The organism is Streptomyces sp. NPDC020379, assembly GCF_044387105.1.
In the GTDB taxonomy this organism is placed as follows: Bacteria; Actinomycetota; Actinomycetes; order Streptomycetales; family Streptomycetaceae; genus Streptomyces.
In genome coordinates this window covers 26733-41249 of sequence record NZ_JBIRVR010000016.1, presented here as the reverse complement: position 1 = coordinate 41249, position 14517 = coordinate 26733, and the positions used below count along the sequence as shown (strand labels likewise).

Sequence of the window (14517 nt, the reverse complement as noted above, 5' to 3'; positions counted from 1 at the left end):
GCTGATGATCACCGACCGAAACATGGAGAAGATCAAGGCCGCCGTCACGAAGCTCGACGAGGCCGTGAAGAGCTGGCGCGACGAGCCCGAGGGTGGACACGCCTGGTCGTGGGATGACGAGAACGTCGGCAGTCACCTCGCCGACGCGGCCGAGGTCCTGATCCTCGCTCTTCCCCCTGCCCTGTGGCCGGACTCCTGGTTCCAGGCCAAGTCGGCCACCCAGCCCGGCGACCGGCCCGTCAGCCGGTACGAGGAACGGCTCGTCGACGAGCTCCTCGACCTCCTGGGCCTCTGAGCCCACCCACGACGAAGGCGCCCGGCCCTCCCGTTGGAGGAGGGAGGGCCGGGCGCCGCTCGAAAGGATTATCCATGAGCGCGATGACCTGTCGCGAATGCGACCTCGGCCTCTGCGCAGTTCAGCCCGACGGCCTCTTCGACTGCGCCGAGTGCGGCCACCGCTTCGACGTAGACGACCTGTACTTCGACCCTGACGAGGTCTGGTCCGTGGACGAGTCCGGAATCCTTCAGCACTACCTCACCCCGGCTGCCTGTCTGAAGTGGATGGGCGAGATCGCCGACTTCCCCACGGGCGACTGGGACAAGGCCCAGCACGCGCTGTGGAACTACCGGCGCGCGACCGCCGAACTCCTCGCCGCCCTCAATGCCGGCCTGCCCTACGTCACCCTCTGAAGCACTGAAGGAATTGAAATGAAGCGCAAAGTCTTGCTCGGCGTCTCACGGACTGTTTGGGCAGAGATCGAAATAGAGATCGACATTCCCGAAGAGTTGGTCGACGACGACCACATACACGACTGTGCCGGACTTCATGAGTTGGTCATGCGTAACCGGGAGGCATGGAAGGACCTACCGCCGAAGCAGCAAACCGTCGACGAGGACGCTCTCGTTGAACTGTTCGTCAACTAACCCAGTGGAATACGCCATGAACCAACTCACCACGTACGAGTTCCCCGAGGGCAAGCTGTACGTCACCATCGTCCCGGCCCGCACCAAGAGCGAGGTATGGGGAGGCGAATCGGTCCTCCTCCCTGAGCCGCGACTCGCCATCAGTTCCTCGCTCGACGAGAAGCACGCCCCCGGCTTCGTGAAGATCCGGGGCCGGAAGTACCGGGTCGCCTCACGGCGCACCCGGGCCCACGCCCGGCGCGAGGCGTATCTGCGCAGTGCGGACTGCTCCGTGTGGAGCTGGGAAAGTCCGCTGCGCCGCTGGGAGTTCACCAACGGGAACGACCAGGAGATCGGCGAGTCCACCGCAGCTCGCGGACGGCTGCGACAGATGGTCGAGGACGCCGCCACTCGGTTCGAAGCCGACCACCCCGACTGGCGGCTCATCAGCGAGCGCCTGGAGCTGGAGGGCGAACTCAGGTCGGCCGAAGTCGCCGTCGCCACGGTGCGCGACGAACTGCGCAAGGCCGAAGCGCGCGTGACCGACTTGACCGCCCGGATCGCCACCTACACCGCCTAGGAACACAGTGATCACCATTGCCCCGCCCGCCAACGTAGTGCGGTGCGTCGCGTGCACCGGACCGATACGCCACATCGACCGAGCTCCCTACGAGTGCGCCGACTGCGCCCGGCACGTCTTCATGAGCGACGGACTGATCCGCCCTGGCTACCACTGGGAGATCGTCACCGGCTGGCTCACCAGCGTCGAGACCGTGGATATGGACGACTGATGTCGACCATCACCCTCGCCCCTACCGACGACTTCCCCTGGCTGACGGAGACTTGGCCCCAAGAAGACCTCGAAGCCGTCGCCGCACCCTGGCCCGTCAGGTGGCTCTTCCCACCTGAGCCCGGCGACCCGGACCGTGTGGTGTACGGCTTCAGCGGCTCCGGCGGCCTGGAGGTCGGCATCCGCGACGTCCTCGGCCACGACTTGGACATTGTCGGCATCGAGATCAACAAGGATGCCGCCGCGACCGCGGTGAAGGCCGGGTTCCAGCGGATCGTCGTCGATATACGGACCCTCGATCCGCGCCACCCTGCCCTGCGCTGGACCCGTGGCCTCCTGATCACCGCACCGTGCCAGTGCTGGACCGTGGCCGGCAAAAGGGCCGGACTCGACCCCCACAATCAGCAAATCTTCTTGGACATGCTGACCTGCGCCTGGGAGGCGACGATCGGCGTTTGGGAAGAGGACCAGTGCACCGAGGACTGTTCGAGCGATTGCCCCGACTGTCCGTACGGCTGGTCCGGTCCCATCTACGGCATCGACGAAGTCCGGGCCATGGCAGAGGACTTGACTGACGACCGGATCGGCCTCCTCGCGGAGGTCGTGATCTGGGGCTTGGCCCTCAGCGCCACCTGGGACGGCTTCTCGTGGGTCGCCATGGAGCAGTCGAGCGCTCTGCCCGAGGTCATCATCGACGGCATCAGGAGTGAGTTCAGGTGCGCCGATTGGCTCTCCGTCGACTTCCAAGTGCTCGACGCTGTGGAGTACGGACTCGCCAGCCGCCGCAAGAGGGTCTTCATGCTCGCCGCCCGGCACCGCTTCCTCGACGCAGCCCGCACGAAGCCCGTCAGCGAAATCCCCACCACCACCGCAGCCCAAGCGCTCGGTTGGCCCGAAGGCATCCGCGTGAACACGCGGGGCGTCCGCAAGACGGCCGGGGGGAACTGCTGGTCGGCGGACAAGCCAGCCATCGCCATCACCTCGAAAATTCGCGGATGGTACTGGGAGCACGATAAGGACCGTCGGTTCTCGCTCGACGAAGCCGCCCTGCTCAACGGCTTCCGCCCTGGCTATCCGTGGACCGGCTCCCGGTCGAGTTGCACGCAACAGATCGGCGACGTGGTCGCCCCACCTATGGGGGCCGTTGTCATCGGGGCCCTCCTATCCCGGCCATGGGAGGAACGCCTCCGGCAGTACCTCGCCGAGATCTACAACCACGCATCTGCCCGGCCCGAGCACGCGCTCGCGGCTTGATCACCGAAGAGAGAACATGCGCGCCAACCTCCTGCTGATGCACTACGCCCGCAGCCCCCTGGGCTGCCCGGTGCGCGAGGCGGACCGCCTCACGTCCATGGCCGACGCCCGCATAGCTATCTGCGTCGCGTCCGGTGTGGCGATCGAGGACATCGACCCCGCCTCCGGGTACAACCACTCCCGCGCCGCGTACGAACGCGCCCGTGCCTCCTGGATCGACCTGATCCGACAGCACGGTGCCAGCGAGTTCCACGAGGTACGCGACATCGCATGGGCCCGCGGCCTGTGGGCCGAGAAACGCCCCGAGTTCGTCGAGGGCGACGACTGGCTCACCGAAGCACTCGACGCCCACAAGGAGTTCATCGCCTCCCTCGGCCACCCCTGCCGCCGATCGTCCTGCGTCGTCCACTTCCCCGCACCGACCGCGACGATGCTCGCCGTGTAGCTCAGGCCCCATTGATAGAGTTTACCTAGGAGTGACATGACTGCCAGCGCCACCACCCGTCCGTTCAGCCCGGAGCCGATCCCGCGGATGCGGAAGATCGGTGATGTGAAGGCCGGCCAGCGCATCAAGGCCACAGGCAAAGACACCAGGGGGTACACCGTGACCCGAGTCGGCCGCGTGCTGGCCGCACCGAAGCGTGTGATGGCTCAGGACTGGGACAAGCGCGTCAAGAAGTGGCGCCTGCACATCTCCGACGAACCCGGAGCCATGCCCGCCCATCGCAACTCTTTGGCGCTGCCCATGGGAGCCGAAGTCGAACTGCTCCCCGACGCGTGAAGCATCTCCTCCGCAAGCGGCCCGAGCAGCGTCTTCAGTGTCTGTGCTGCCGGGCCGCTTTCGCCGACGATGCGTCCGCCCGCCGGTCGACGTTTCCGTGTCCCGGCCAACCGCTCGTCCACGGGCCGCTGGGGGTGCGCGAGCACATCCTCTACCCCACCTGGGCCAAGGACCGATCCTGCTCGGCATGGGGCTGTCCCGACCCCGACCCCTCCCACGCATGGCACGGACCCGATCCCTACTGCGACGAAAGTCCCTGCCGGACCTGCCTGCACGACTGCGACTGTGACGTGTGCGAGGGCCGCGTCCGGGCGCCCGGCCTGTACCGCCTCGTGGATAGCCGCGAAGGCTGACCACCTCAACAAGGAGTAATGAATGTCCAAGCGCGCTGGTCATCATGAATTCGCGGCCTGGGTGAACCAGACCGCCACGGCAGCCGGTTTCCTGGTCGACGTACCTGGGTCCAGCGGCGCCCAGGAGCTCGCCGAAGCAATCGGCACTGCCGCGTCCTCAGTGCGCCGTGTCCTCGCAGGGGAGCGCGTGCCGGCCGTCCAACTCTGGCCCGCCTGGGCGGCTGCCCTGAAGGTCGAGGTCGAGGAGTTCCATCGCCGCGCGGCCGAGAGCCGGCGCATTGCCAGGGCTGCCCGCGTTCGACAGGGCGGGACCCGACCGGTTGTCGGTCCGCGCGTGATCGGCCTCTTGGGGCCCGCGGGATCGGGCAAGGACACCGCCGCGCACACCCTTGTGGCCGCCGGATGGCAGCGTAAGGCGTTCGCCGACAAGGTGAAGGACTTCCTCTACGCGGTGAACCCGCCCGTCCCGCACGAGGAAGGGGGCGAGGCGTGGCCCCTGGCCGCCACGGTGGACGCCTTCGGCTGGGAGAGAGTTAAGCAGCACCCTGGCGTCCGCGAGCTCCTCCAGCGCTGCGGCACCGAGGCCGGTCGCAACAACCTAGGCCCCGACGTGTGGGTGAATGCGCTGTTCAGCGACTTCGCGGACTGGGACCGCCCGACTGTCATCACAGACGTTCGCTTCCCGAACGAGGCCGAGGCGATCCGGGCCCGCGGCGGCTTGTTGGTCCGGATCGACCGGCCGGGCCAGGCGCCCATCGACGGGGCGGACCACATCAGTGAGCAGGCGCTCGTCGACTGGCCGGTCGACGCGGTGGTGATCAACGACGGCACGGAGCTCCAGCTCGGGTGCCGCCTCCTCTCCATCGCGAGCGAATGTAAGAGTTGATCTGGCCTGGTCATTGAGATAGTGTCACCAGCAACGAGGGAGGAGCACCGTGACCAGCACGAACACATACCGCATCGGCCACCCGTTGGTCCTCGACGAACTGCCGGCTGGCACAGAGATACGCGACGCCGACGGGGATACCGGAACGAAGACGCGCGACGGAGCCTGGAAGGTGATCGGCTTCCCGGTGACGCTGGACCCGGACTGGTTCACGTTCCCCGTCGAGGTCGTCAACCCCACGCCAGAGACAGCGTTGCTGGTGGCCGACATAACCGGCCCGCATCGCCTGCCCGACCTCATGGCCGAGCTCCGCAGTGTCGTCACGGATATCCGGGCACTGCACACGCGCCAGGAGCATGAGCTCGACGAGCTCCGCGGCGAGGACGGCGATGTACCAAGCGGCAACCACCGGCGCTGGGATGAACTCCGGTACGACCTCCACATGGAGCAGGACTCCGAGAAGCTCGCGGCCGTCCTGCGCCGACTGGAGCAACTCGTCGACCCCGAGGGCGCCAAGTGAGGCTCACTCCCCGCCGGGAGGAGATCGAAGCGGTGAAGGCGCTGCTGGAGTCGCCGGACTTTGACAGCGCCGATCAGATGGCGAAGGCCGTCATCAAGGAAGTCGCCGGCATCCTCCAAATGCGCGACTGGATCGCCCTCGTCCACACCTGGGGCGATGGCTCGAAGGGCTTGAACTTCGCCCCCTTCGGCAACGAGGTCGAGGCCCGCGCCTTCGCCTCGAAGATGGCGTTCGGCGGCACCGGACGCCTCGTGAAACTTCATGCGCCCGGCGTGATGCTCGCCAACCACAACGGCAAGCCGGGCTGGAAGGGCTACTGCCAGCACCCCGAGTGCGGCCACGCCCCCTTCACTCACTCCGCCGCAAGCGCCGCACGGGGCGCCTGTCAGATACCCACCTGCCCGTGCGACCGATTCCGCAAGTAGAACAGGAGAGCCAGGCATGACCATCAAGGCTGTTGCGTTCAGCCGCTGCGCGTGCGGTAAGGAACGCGGCTACGACGACGAGCGCACCGCCGCCAAGGCACTCGGCAGAGCGCAGGCCAAGCGCGACCGCCTGGGGGAACGCAAGGGCCACCGTCGTGGTCTGTACCGCGAGAACCGGTACTACGAGTGCCAGTACGGCATGTTCCACCTGACTTCGCAGTCGCGCGCCGAGTACCTCGGGGCCGCCGCGTGAAGCACAGCGAGAAGGCGCTCGCGAACGGCTGGGGCTGGGTCCTCGGCGTCTCGGGCGAGGAGTGCCGGGTGTACTCGCGCCCCGCCCAGCAGCCTCCGGCGGAAGACCCGGCGGAGCTGCTCGGACGGGTCACGAAGCTCCTCGGCATCGACGACCCGTCGCAACTTCCGGCCGCCATCCGACGGCTCCAGGGCGACCGCAAGCAGGCCCTCGCCTCGGCGGCGACTGCCTGGGACGCCGTACACGAGCTCACCCGGCGGGCCGGAGCCCAGGCGTGAGCGCGGGCGGGAGCAACCGGTTGCTGACGCCGGAAGAGGTGGCCGACTGGCTGAAGGTCAGCGAGATCACCGTCAAGAACAAGTACCGGACGTGGGGGTTGAAGGCCCAGAAGGTCGGCCGCCTCCTGCGGTTCCGCGAGCGCGACATCGTCGCCTACCTCGAAGATCACTACGGGTAAAACGGCACCACGTTGCCTTGCCCCAGCAAGAGAAGGGGGCCACATGGCAACCGTCTTCCAGAAGTGCAAGACCGATCCGCAGGATCGAAACTACCCGTGCGAGAAGAACCGCTGCGGCCACAACTGGACCGTCCGCTACCGCGAGCCCGGCGGACGGACCGCGAGGCAGCGTGAGAAGACCTTCGCCAAGAAGACCGGGCCGGACGGCGCGGACGCCTGGGCCAGCAAGGTCGAGCACGACAAGGGTATGGGTATCTACCTTGACCCGCAGCGGGGGGCCATCACCCTCCGAGCGTGGGCGAAGGACTGGCTCGAACGGCAGATCCTCGCCGAGGGCACCATGCGGAACTACGAGGGCTTCACGAAGAACCACCTCGTCCCCCACCTCGGCCGGAAGACGCTGGCCGGCCTTGCGAGAGCCGACTTCGAACGGTTCATCGCCGCCCTGCACCGCAAGGGTGAGGGCATGGCGGCCTCGACGATCAACGACCGCATGAAGTTCGTGACGGCCATGATCGAGGCCGCCGTCAAGGAGAAGCGAATACCTGAGAACCCGGCGGTCGGCGTCAAGATCGCCCGGACGAGCTCCCTGGCCGTCGACGAGGACGAGATCCCCACCCTCGAAGAAGTCGACCTCCTCGCGAACCACATCTCGCAGCAGTACCGGCTGACGATCTACTTGATGTCGGGCGCTGGGCTACGCCCCAGCGAGGCCCTCGCCTTCGCGAGCGAATGCCGACGAACCGAGTTCATCAGGGTTCGCTGGCAGGTCAGCGCGAAGGCGAACCGTGGCGACTGCCGCACCACCTTCGTGCCGCTGAAGCATCGTGCCGAGGGCGAATACCGCGACATTCCGATCGCCCCCTTCCTGGAGGAGGAGATCGACACCCACACCGAGCAGTGGGGGCCGATCCCTGTCATCTTCCAGAACAAGGCTGGCAAGGATAAACAGCTCGAAGTGTTCTTTGCCCCCCGCGACCGCGGAAAGGGCAGCATGCCGACCGCATCCACGTTCGGCTATCACTTCAAGAAGGCATGCATCGCTGCCGGACTCGTAGACTCGAACGGCAAGCCGAAATACACGCCCCACTCCTTGAGGCACTTCTTCGCCTCGACAGCTCTGGCGGCCGGCATCCCCATCCACGAGGTCTCGCGCTGGCTGGGCCACAAGTCCATCAAGATCACGGCCGACGTGTACGGACACCTCGTCCCGGGGGCCTGGCACCGCTGCCGCGAGGTCATGCAGAACGCGATGCGGCCGGTGCCGGTGGCAGTGGAGAGCCCCGCTTCCGAGGACGCCGGGGACTACGGGACTGTGGCGTGAGTGTGCTGACCTGCGAAAACGGTACTGATACTGTGCTGACCTGACCCTCCAGAAAGTACGTTTCCGCAGGTCAGAGCGTTGTGGTTGAAGTTCCGCTTCAATGTTTAGTGGGCGACGTACCACCACTTCGCTGATCTGACAAACATGCAGGTCAGAAGGGGTCCGGCTCTTCGGGGTCGGGCCCCTAAGTTTTTCCCGTGCTGGATGGGTGCTGGATATTCTGACGGTGGGTCAGCAGTGCTCAGGTGTCGTGAACAGTGGACCGGTGTCCCACATGAACGACCCAGACCACCAGCTCCCCGTTGTCGATCGTGTAGACGACGCGGTAGTCGCCCACCCGCAGACGGCGTCGCTCGGGCTGGGACACGAGTGCGGGGGTGTTGAAGCCGAGGGGGTCGGTCTCCAGCTCGGTCAGTCTGGCAAGGATGCGCAGCGTCATGTCGCGGGGGACCTTGCGGAGCTCGGCCTGTGCCTCGGGCCGGAAGACGGTGCGGTATTCACTCACCGCGCGCCAGCGTCTCCCTCATGACGTCCTCGACCGGGATGCCGGGAGCCGGGTTCGCCATGCGCTCGTCGATGATCCGGTTGATCTCGCGCTCTTCCCATTCCTGATACCTACGCAGCACCTCGATCGACACCACAGCGGCAACTTCCTTGCCCCGGCGGGTGATCACCGTGGGCACGTCGTCGCGGTCGGCGCGCTCCACGACCTCGGCCAGGTGTGCGCGTACATCGCGGATGGACTCTATGGGCAGTGGCTGAGTCATGCGCCCAAGCGCACCGAGTGTCCCATGTGTACACAACGCCTGGGGCTCACCCGAAGAACTCCAGCAGCGCCCCCGCCACCGCCTCCGGCTGTTCCTCCACCAGGTAGTTCCGGGTGTTCTTGATCTCCGTGACGCGGACGTCCGTGCCCTGGGCCGGGAGGGCTTCGCGCATGTAGTCGTAGAAGGCCCCGTAGGCCAGGCCCAGCATCGGGGCGGTCACCTTGGGGTAGGTGTTGAAGTCCGCGATGTCCTGTTGGTACGCCTGGAACCAGCCCTTGCTGGCGCGGATCGCGTCGGGGGTGGAGTAGGCGCGGGCGTAGATGTCGCGGTCGCGCGGGGTGATGGCGTCGGGGTTGATCAGGCTCAGGTTGAACATGTAGTCGACGAGGTGGCGGTAGCGGCCGTCGGCGAGGAGTTGTTCCGGGAGGTCCTGGACCTGCTGGAAGGCGAGCCACCAGCGGTGGGGGCCCCGGTCGCCGGGGCGGGGGACCATGGGGAATTCGTAGTAACTGTCGTCGATGTGGGTGGTGTTCAGGATCGCCACCCGCCCGGTGGCTTCCGGGTGGTTGGCGGCGTGGGCGAAGGCGACCATGGCGCCGATGCCGTGCCCCGCGATGTCGACGCGCTCATGGCCGAGATGGCGGGCCAGTTCGTGGATGTCCCGGGCCATGTTCTTCTTCTCGAAGCCGGACCGCGGCTTCTCCGAGCCGCCCATGCCCCTGATGTCCACGACGATGACCCGGTGGCGCGCGGCCAGGGCGGGCATGACCTTGCGGTATTCCCACCAGGTCTCGGGCCAGCCGGGCAGCAGGACCAGCGGGTATCCTTGACCACCCGTCACATAGTGCAGCCTGACCCCGTTGACGTCGGCGTACCGGCTGCTGAAGCCGCCGTCCAGGGTCGCCGCCAGCCGGGCGTCGTCGGTCGTCTCGGCGCTGTCCACGGCAATCTCCACGGCGCTCTCCCCGGGCGTGAGCACTCCCGGCGCCGTGTCGGCGTTCGACGGCATCTCGCTTCCCCGTTCCTCGAACCCTCCGCTGAGTTTGAAATTCAAACTCAGCCCGATTTCGATGAAGATAACAACATCCCGAATGATCGGCTAGAGGCGCTCGGAAGTAACTGCGCCTCCCAGGAGGCGAGTTGGCGCCCCCTCCGAGCCGTCACGGAGAGTGGCGGACGCGTGGTGTCGGATGGTGAGCGTGCGGCGCATAATTGCAGACGTGCCTCAGGGGGGTGCCAGCCGCACATGCGGCTCTCATCACCAACTACACGTCGCTGAACTGCAATTCACTGCATCTAGTGAATCCTTGGCCTGTAGTTGCGGACGACAACCGAGGGTTGCCAAGCTGTTGCGGACTGTCAACCTGTTGGGAGTGGCCGTGGCCTTCGGTGACCAGCCCGCATACCTCCGAGTCGCCGGTGATCTTCGCCAGAAGATCGTCGCCGGCGAGCTGCCGCCGCACACACGCCTCCCCTCCCAGGCCCGCATCCGCGAGCAGTACGGCGTCTCGGACACCGTCGCCCTGGAGGCCCGCAAGGTCCTGATGGCCGAGGGGCTGGTGGAGGGGAGATCCGGGTCCGGCACCTATGTGCGCGAGCAACCCGTGCCGCGCGCTCTGGCGCGCACGGGCTATCGCACGGCGGGGGAGTCCACGCCGTTCCGCCAGGAGCAGGCCGACAGCAGGGTCAAGGGCACCTGGGAGTCGCGCAGCGAGCAGGTGGCGGTGGATTCCGCGCTGGCGCGCCGGCTGCGCGTCGCCGCCGGCGACCGCGCGATGCGCACCGACTATCTCTTCCGGGCCGGGGGCGAGCCGGTGATGCTCTCCACCTCCTGGGAGCCCCTCGCGCTCACCGGCCGCACGCCCGTGATGCTTCCCGAGGAGGGCCCGCTGGCCGGGCGCGGGGTCGTCGAGCGGATGGCCGCCATCGACCTGATCGTCGACAACGTCGCGGAGGAGGTCAGCGCCCGGCCCGGCCTCGCGGAGGAGGTGCTGTCCCTCGGCGGCGTCCCCGGGCACTACGTGGTGGTCGTCTCGCGCACCTATTTCGCGGGCGGCTGCCCGGTGGAGACGGCGGATGTGGTGGTGCTCGCCGAGCGCTATCGCGTCGCGTACCACCTTCCGGTCAAATAGCCGGGCCGCGCTCGGCGCGCAGCTTTTACCACCCGCTCGTTAAACGGTGGTGACGTCCGCGTGAACAGCTTCCGGGTGCTCGGCATCCGGCTCCTGAAGATCGATTTTCGGCCGCCGGTGATCCACGCCCTGATCCGTACCGGCAGGTAGGAACCGTGTGGTATGCCCCGCTTTGTCCCGATAGGGCAGAGCGTTTTTTACTGTTGCAAAACTCACATACGGCCAGGTCAGAGCCTTTTCGCGGAACGCAATCGTCCAAATCGCTCGTACGATGGCGCGGTTTGTGTCCTGCCCGTGGGGGAGAAGAAAGCAAAGGAGATCCGGGGCGTTGAGTACCGAGCAGGGTTCCCACTCCAACTACCGCCGGACCCTCGGTCCGGTGGCGTTGACCGCCGTCGGCCTCGGGTCGATCATCGGCTCCGGCTGGCTCTTCGGCGCCCAGCGGGCCGCGGCCATCGCCGGTCCCGCCGCGATCCTTGCCTGGGTCATCGGCGCCGCCGTCGCACTGACCATCGCGCTCACCTACAGCGAGCTCGGCGCGATGTTCCCCAAGGCCGGCGGCATGGTCCGCTACGGCCAGTACTCGCACGGCTCGCTCGCCGGCTATCTCGCCGCGTGGGCCAACTGGATCGCGATCGTCTCCGTCATCCCCGGTGAGGCGACCGCTTCCGTGCAGTACATGAGCTCCTGGAAGTGGAGCTGGGCGAAGGAGCTGTACGACGGCAAGGAGCTGACCGGCAGCGGTGTGGCCCTGGCGAGCGTCCTGCTGCTCTTCTACTTCTTCCTCAACTGGTTCGCGATCACGCTGTTCGCGAAGACCAACAACGCGATCACGGTCTTCAAGGTCGTCATCCCGGTCCTGACCGCGGGCGCCCTGATGTGGGCGCACTTCGACACCAAGAACATCGAGTCGGCCGGCGGCTTCACGCCCAACGGCTGGAGCTCGGTCTTCACCGCGGTCGCGCTCTCCGGCATCGTCTGGGCGTTCAACGGCTTCCAGTCCCCGCTGAACATGGCGGGCGAGGCCCGCAACCCCGGCAAGTCGCTGCCGAAGGCCGTCATCAGCTCGATCCTCATCGCGCTGGTCATCTACATCGCGCTCCAGGTCGCCTTCCTGATGGCCGTTCCGTCGGCCGACCTCTCCTCGCACGGCTGGGCCGACCTCGGCAAGATCTACAACTCGCCGCTCGCCGACCTGGCCGTCGCCTGGGGCCTGAACTGGCTCGCGATGCTGCTGTACGCGGACGCCTTCATCTCCCCGTCCGGCACGGGCATGATCTACGCCGCCACCACCTCGCGCATGATCCAGGGTGTCCAGGAGAACGGCCACCTGCCCGGCGTCTTCGGCAAGGTCGACAAGAAGACCGGCGTACCGCGCCCCGCCCTGGTGCTCAACCTGATCGTCGCGTTCATGTTCCTGGCCGTCTTCCGCGGCTGGGGCTCGCTCGCCGAGATCGTCTCGGTGGCCACCGTCATCTCGTACATCACCGGCCCCGTCGCCGTGATGTCGCTGCGCCGCATCGCCCCGGACCTCAAGCGCCCGGTCATGCTGAAGGCCATGCCGGTCATCGCGCCCATCGCGATGATCTTCGGCTCGCTGGTGCTCTACTGGGCCCGCTGGCCGCTCACGGGCAAGGTCATCCTGATCATGGCCGTCGGTCTGCCGATCTGGGCCTGGTACGAGCTGCGCAAGCCGTGGGCCGAGCTCAAGCCGCACCTGCGGGCCGGCGTCTGGATGGTCGCCTATCTGCTGGTCATGGCCTGCGTCTCGTGGGCCGGTGGCACGGAGTTCGGCGGCAAGGGCTACCTCGCCCAGGGCTGGGACATCGTCGTCGTCGTCCTGCTCTCGCTCGGCTTCTACATCTGGGGTGTGCGCAGCGCCTGGCGCAACCCGACCCTGGTCGAGACCGAGAAGGAGCTGCTCGCCGAGCAGGCGGCCGAGGAGGCCGCGCTCTCCGAGGCCAAGGCGTAACCGCCGAAAGCTCCGTCCCGCAGGGGGCGGTCGAGGGCCCGTCACGGGTCCGCGACCGCCCCCTGCGGTGTTCTCGGGGACATCCGGCGGGCGGCGCGCGCATGCCTTTGGCAAGTCCGGGTAACGGCCAGGAGTGGCCTCGGGGGCGAGGTCGGGTGCCGCGTGGCCAAATGCGTACCTCTTCGTGAAAAAGCGTATCCGCTGAGTAAAGGTCGGGCGTAGGCTCGGGCATATGCGGACTGCGGTTTCTCCGGGAAACGCCAGACGGTATGCGCCGGTGCGCACGACGGCGGGAAGGCGGGGGCGATGACTGACAGCGGACCGGTCCTTCCCTGGCTGGTGATCCGCCAGGAGGACAACGGCAACCGCTACCGCGTCGGGCGTTACGCCACGAAGACGGAGGCCGAGGAGGTCGCCGAGCGGCTCGACGCCGGCGGCCGCCGCCAGCTCTATGTCGTGGTGCGGGTGGGGCGCGCGCTGTCCTGAGCGGCCCGCCGGCCCCGCAAGGGCGCGCCGCCGGCCACCGCATAGGCTGCGGCTCATGACGACGGCGCGTGTGGTGGTGGGCGGAGCGGTGTTCGACCGAGGGCGGCTGCTCGCCGCGCGGCGCAGCGCGCCGCCCGAGCTGGCCGGCCGCTGGGAGCTGCCCGGAGGCAAGCTCGAACCCGGCGAGACGGCCGAGCAGGCGCTGGTCCGCGAGCTGCGCGAGGAGCTCGGCGTCGAGGTCGAGCCGCTGGAGCGGATCGCGGGCGAGTGGCCCCTGCGCCCGCCGTTCGTGCTCCAGGTGTGGACGGCGAAGCTCGTCGCGGGCACCGCGCGCCCGCTCCAGGACCACGACGAGGTGCGCTGGCTGTCGCCCGGCAGCGCCGACGAGGTCGACTGGCTGGACGAGGACAGGCCCGCGGTCGCCGCGGCGGTCCGCCTGCTGGCCGGGGGTACATGACCCCGCGTCCCTCCCCGGAGGGGCCCGTACGCCGCCGCGGTCGGTCAAATGCCCGCCGGGGCGTACTCCATCCGTGTCACAGAGCCCTTCCACCGCCGCCGGGAAGATAGTCGGCCTGACATACCGGGTATGTGCTGATTATCCTCCCCGAACCGGGCGCGCCCGGTGGGGTCGCAGCGGGCTGGGAAGTGATCGGCGTGAGCGACAGCGCAGGGACCTTGGCGTCCACGCCCGGATTCGCCGAGTGGAGCTTCCCCGCCGAGGCGGGCGCCGTGCGCACGGCCCGCACGCTCGTGCGCGACACCCTGCGCGAATGGGGCCTGGAGGCGGTCACCGACGTGACGGTGCTGCTGGTCAGCGAGCTGGTCACCAACTCCCTGCGGTACGCGAGCGGCCCCATCGGCGTACGGATGTACTCCCGCGCCGGTCCCACCCTGCTCGTCGAGGTCTCCGACCCGCTGCCCGACCCGCCCCGCGAGCGCGCGGCCCACCCCGACGACGAGGGCGGACGTGGCCTGCAATTGGTGGCATGCACGTCGCGTCGCTGGGGAACGCGCCGGGGTAACACCGGTAAGACCGTGTGGTTCGAGCTGGGCCTGCCCGGTTAGGAAACCCCCGGGGGAGACATAGCGGGTCGAGACCGTGCTGTGATCGTGAAGTCCGTGTTCCGAGAGGCCCCTGTGCTGGATACTCGGGCTTCTGATGCCGGTGCGAGCACATGAGCCGGAGGGGACGGGCACGTGAGCGAAAAGCCAGC

At 67.6% G+C, this 14517-nt stretch carries 23 protein-coding genes; 20 read left to right on the top strand and 3 right to left on the bottom strand.

The genetic code is table 11. The annotated features are described in order from the left end of the window. Positions 1-4: 4 nt before the first annotated feature. The 15 genes from ACH427_RS21115 (at position 5) to ACH427_RS21045 (ending at position 7946) form a co-directional block, all read left to right on the top strand. A complete protein-coding gene (locus ACH427_RS21115) occupies positions 5-295 on the top strand; it encodes a hypothetical protein (protein ID WP_398871230.1) in 291 nt (96 codons plus the stop codon). Between the two features lie 74 nt (positions 296-369). Beyond that, positions 370-690, top strand: coding sequence for a hypothetical protein (locus ACH427_RS21110; RefSeq protein ID WP_398871228.1), 321 nt, complete (start codon positions 370-372; stop codon positions 688-690). An 18-nt stretch (positions 691-708) separates the two neighbouring features. Continuing rightward, positions 709-924, top strand: a complete 216-nt coding sequence (locus ACH427_RS21105; RefSeq protein WP_398871226.1) for a hypothetical protein — start codon at positions 709-711, stop codon at positions 922-924. 16 nt (positions 925-940) lie between these two features. Continuing rightward, positions 941-1483 (top strand): hypothetical protein, encoded by a 543-nt coding sequence (locus tag ACH427_RS21100; RefSeq protein ID WP_398871224.1) that lies wholly within the window; start codon positions 941-943, stop codon positions 1481-1483. Positions 1484-1490: 7 nt separating this feature from the next. After that, on the top strand, positions 1491-1694 hold the full coding sequence (locus ACH427_RS21095) for a hypothetical protein (protein ID WP_398871222.1): 204 nt from the start codon (positions 1491-1493) through the stop codon (positions 1692-1694). Then, positions 1694-2947: a DNA cytosine methyltransferase gene (locus ACH427_RS21090; RefSeq protein ID WP_398871220.1), complete on the top strand. Its 1254-nt coding sequence runs from the start codon at positions 1694-1696 to the stop codon at positions 2945-2947. Before ACH427_RS21095 ends, ACH427_RS21090 begins: the two co-directional genes overlap by 1 nt. A 16-nt stretch (positions 2948-2963) precedes the next feature. Further along, positions 2964-3392 (top strand): hypothetical protein, encoded by a 429-nt coding sequence (locus ACH427_RS21085; RefSeq protein ID WP_398871219.1) that lies wholly within the window; start codon positions 2964-2966, stop codon positions 3390-3392. Between the two features lie 36 nt (positions 3393-3428). After that, positions 3429-3728, top strand: coding sequence for a hypothetical protein (locus ACH427_RS21080; RefSeq protein WP_398871217.1), 300 nt, complete (start codon positions 3429-3431; stop codon positions 3726-3728). 375 nt (positions 3729-4103) lie between these two features. Next, entirely contained in the window at positions 4104-4967 is an 864-nt protein-coding gene (locus tag ACH427_RS21075) for a hypothetical protein (RefSeq protein WP_398871214.1), read from the top strand. 49 nt (positions 4968-5016) lie between these two features. Continuing rightward, positions 5017-5487 (top strand): hypothetical protein, encoded by a 471-nt coding sequence (locus ACH427_RS21070; RefSeq protein ID WP_398871212.1) that lies wholly within the window; start codon positions 5017-5019, stop codon positions 5485-5487. A gap of 32 nt (positions 5488-5519) precedes the next feature. After that, positions 5520-5912, top strand: a complete 393-nt coding sequence (locus ACH427_RS21065; RefSeq protein ID WP_398871209.1) for a hypothetical protein — start codon at positions 5520-5522, stop codon at positions 5910-5912. Positions 5913-5928: 16 nt separating this feature from the next. Further along, on the top strand, positions 5929-6165 hold the full coding sequence (locus ACH427_RS21060) for a hypothetical protein (protein ID WP_398871204.1): 237 nt from the start codon (positions 5929-5931) through the stop codon (positions 6163-6165). Continuing rightward, complete coding sequence (locus ACH427_RS21055; protein WP_398871202.1) at positions 6162-6443, top strand: hypothetical protein; 282 nt, start codon at positions 6162-6164, stop codon at positions 6441-6443. Before ACH427_RS21060 ends, ACH427_RS21055 begins: the two co-directional genes overlap by 4 nt. Next, on the top strand, positions 6440-6622 hold the full coding sequence (locus tag ACH427_RS21050) for a helix-turn-helix domain-containing protein (RefSeq protein WP_398871200.1): 183 nt from the start codon (positions 6440-6442) through the stop codon (positions 6620-6622). Before ACH427_RS21055 ends, ACH427_RS21050 begins: the two co-directional genes overlap by 4 nt. 43 nt (positions 6623-6665) lie before the next feature. Continuing rightward, positions 6666-7946 carry a tyrosine-type recombinase/integrase gene (locus tag ACH427_RS21045; protein ID WP_398871198.1) on the top strand — a complete coding sequence of 427 codons (1281 nt, stop codon included), beginning with the start codon at positions 6666-6668 and terminating at the stop codon, positions 7944-7946. Positions 7947-8187: 241 nt separating this feature from the next. Here the strand turns inward: ACH427_RS21045 and ACH427_RS21040 are convergent, their stop codons facing one another. From ACH427_RS21040 to ACH427_RS21030, 3 genes are read right to left on the bottom strand one after another with little or no spacing between them, the layout of a single operon-like run. Beyond that, positions 8188-8451: a type II toxin-antitoxin system RelE/ParE family toxin gene (locus ACH427_RS21040; protein WP_398871196.1), complete on the bottom strand. Its 264-nt coding sequence runs from the start codon at positions 8449-8451 to the stop codon at positions 8188-8190. After that, entirely contained in the window at positions 8444-8713 is a 270-nt protein-coding gene (locus ACH427_RS21035) for a type II toxin-antitoxin system Phd/YefM family antitoxin (RefSeq protein WP_398871194.1), read from the bottom strand. The genes ACH427_RS21040 and ACH427_RS21035 overlap by 8 nt, the downstream gene beginning before the upstream one ends. Positions 8714-8759: 46 nt before the next feature. Beyond that, positions 8760-9722, bottom strand: coding sequence for an alpha/beta fold hydrolase (locus tag ACH427_RS21030; protein ID WP_398871192.1), 963 nt, complete (start codon positions 9720-9722; stop codon positions 8760-8762). Between the two features lie 370 nt (positions 9723-10092). Between ACH427_RS21030 and ACH427_RS21025 the strand changes: the two genes are divergently transcribed. The 5 genes from ACH427_RS21025 (at position 10093) to ACH427_RS21005 (ending at position 14368) form a co-directional block, all read left to right on the top strand. Beyond that, positions 10093-10845 carry a GntR family transcriptional regulator gene (locus ACH427_RS21025; protein WP_398871190.1) on the top strand — a complete coding sequence of 251 codons (753 nt, stop codon included), beginning with the start codon at positions 10093-10095 and terminating at the stop codon, positions 10843-10845. Positions 10846-11173: 328 nt separating this feature from the next. Further along, positions 11174-12817 carry an APC family permease gene (locus ACH427_RS21020; RefSeq protein ID WP_398871188.1) on the top strand — a complete coding sequence of 548 codons (1644 nt, stop codon included), beginning with the start codon at positions 11174-11176 and terminating at the stop codon, positions 12815-12817. Between the two features lie 306 nt (positions 12818-13123). Next, positions 13124-13303, top strand: a complete 180-nt coding sequence (locus tag ACH427_RS21015) for an SPOR domain-containing protein (RefSeq protein ID WP_361528815.1) — start codon at positions 13124-13126, stop codon at positions 13301-13303. A gap of 55 nt (positions 13304-13358) precedes the next feature. Then, positions 13359-13760, top strand: coding sequence for a (deoxy)nucleoside triphosphate pyrophosphohydrolase (locus tag ACH427_RS21010; RefSeq protein WP_398871185.1), 402 nt, complete (start codon positions 13359-13361; stop codon positions 13758-13760). A gap of 188 nt (positions 13761-13948) precedes the next feature. Beyond that, positions 13949-14368, top strand: a complete 420-nt coding sequence (locus ACH427_RS21005; RefSeq protein WP_361528819.1) for an ATP-binding protein — start codon at positions 13949-13951, stop codon at positions 14366-14368. Positions 14369-14517 lie beyond the last annotated feature (149 nt).

What these genes read in the sequence shown, in the direction of transcription:
- ACH427_RS21105 (WP_398871226.1), top strand. Translation starts at nt 709, where the DNA reads ATGAAGCGCAAAGTCTTGCTCGGCGTCTCACGGACTGTTTGGGCAGAG.
- ACH427_RS21060 (WP_398871204.1), top strand. Translation starts at nt 5,929, where the DNA reads ATGACCATCAAGGCTGTTGCGTTCAGCCGCTGCGCGTGCGGTAAGGAA.
- ACH427_RS21115 (WP_398871230.1), top strand. Translation starts at nt 5, where the DNA reads ATGATCACCGACCGAAACATGGAGAAGATCAAGGCCGCCGTCACGAAG.
- ACH427_RS21045 (WP_398871198.1), top strand. Translation starts at nt 6,666, where the DNA reads ATGGCAACCGTCTTCCAGAAGTGCAAGACCGATCCGCAGGATCGAAAC.
- ACH427_RS21080 (WP_398871217.1), top strand. Translation starts at nt 3,429, where the DNA reads ATGACTGCCAGCGCCACCACCCGTCCGTTCAGCCCGGAGCCGATCCCG.
- ACH427_RS21035 (WP_398871194.1), bottom strand. Translation starts at nt 8,713, where the DNA reads ATGACTCAGCCACTGCCCATAGAGTCCATCCGCGATGTACGCGCACAC.
- ACH427_RS21030 (WP_398871192.1), bottom strand. Translation starts at nt 9,722, where the DNA reads ATGCCGTCGAACGCCGACACGGCGCCGGGAGTGCTCACGCCCGGGGAG.
- ACH427_RS21110 (WP_398871228.1), top strand. Translation starts at nt 370, where the DNA reads ATGAGCGCGATGACCTGTCGCGAATGCGACCTCGGCCTCTGCGCAGTT.
- ACH427_RS21085 (WP_398871219.1), top strand. Translation starts at nt 2,964, where the DNA reads ATGCGCGCCAACCTCCTGCTGATGCACTACGCCCGCAGCCCCCTGGGC.
- ACH427_RS21075 (WP_398871214.1), top strand. Translation starts at nt 4,104, where the DNA reads ATGTCCAAGCGCGCTGGTCATCATGAATTCGCGGCCTGGGTGAACCAG.
- ACH427_RS21015 (WP_361528815.1), top strand. Translation starts at nt 13,124, where the DNA reads ATGACTGACAGCGGACCGGTCCTTCCCTGGCTGGTGATCCGCCAGGAG.
- ACH427_RS21090 (WP_398871220.1), top strand. Translation starts at nt 1,694, where the DNA reads ATGTCGACCATCACCCTCGCCCCTACCGACGACTTCCCCTGGCTGACG.
- ACH427_RS21010 (WP_398871185.1), top strand. Translation starts at nt 13,359, where the DNA reads ATGACGACGGCGCGTGTGGTGGTGGGCGGAGCGGTGTTCGACCGAGGG.
- ACH427_RS21100 (WP_398871224.1), top strand. Translation starts at nt 941, where the DNA reads ATGAACCAACTCACCACGTACGAGTTCCCCGAGGGCAAGCTGTACGTC.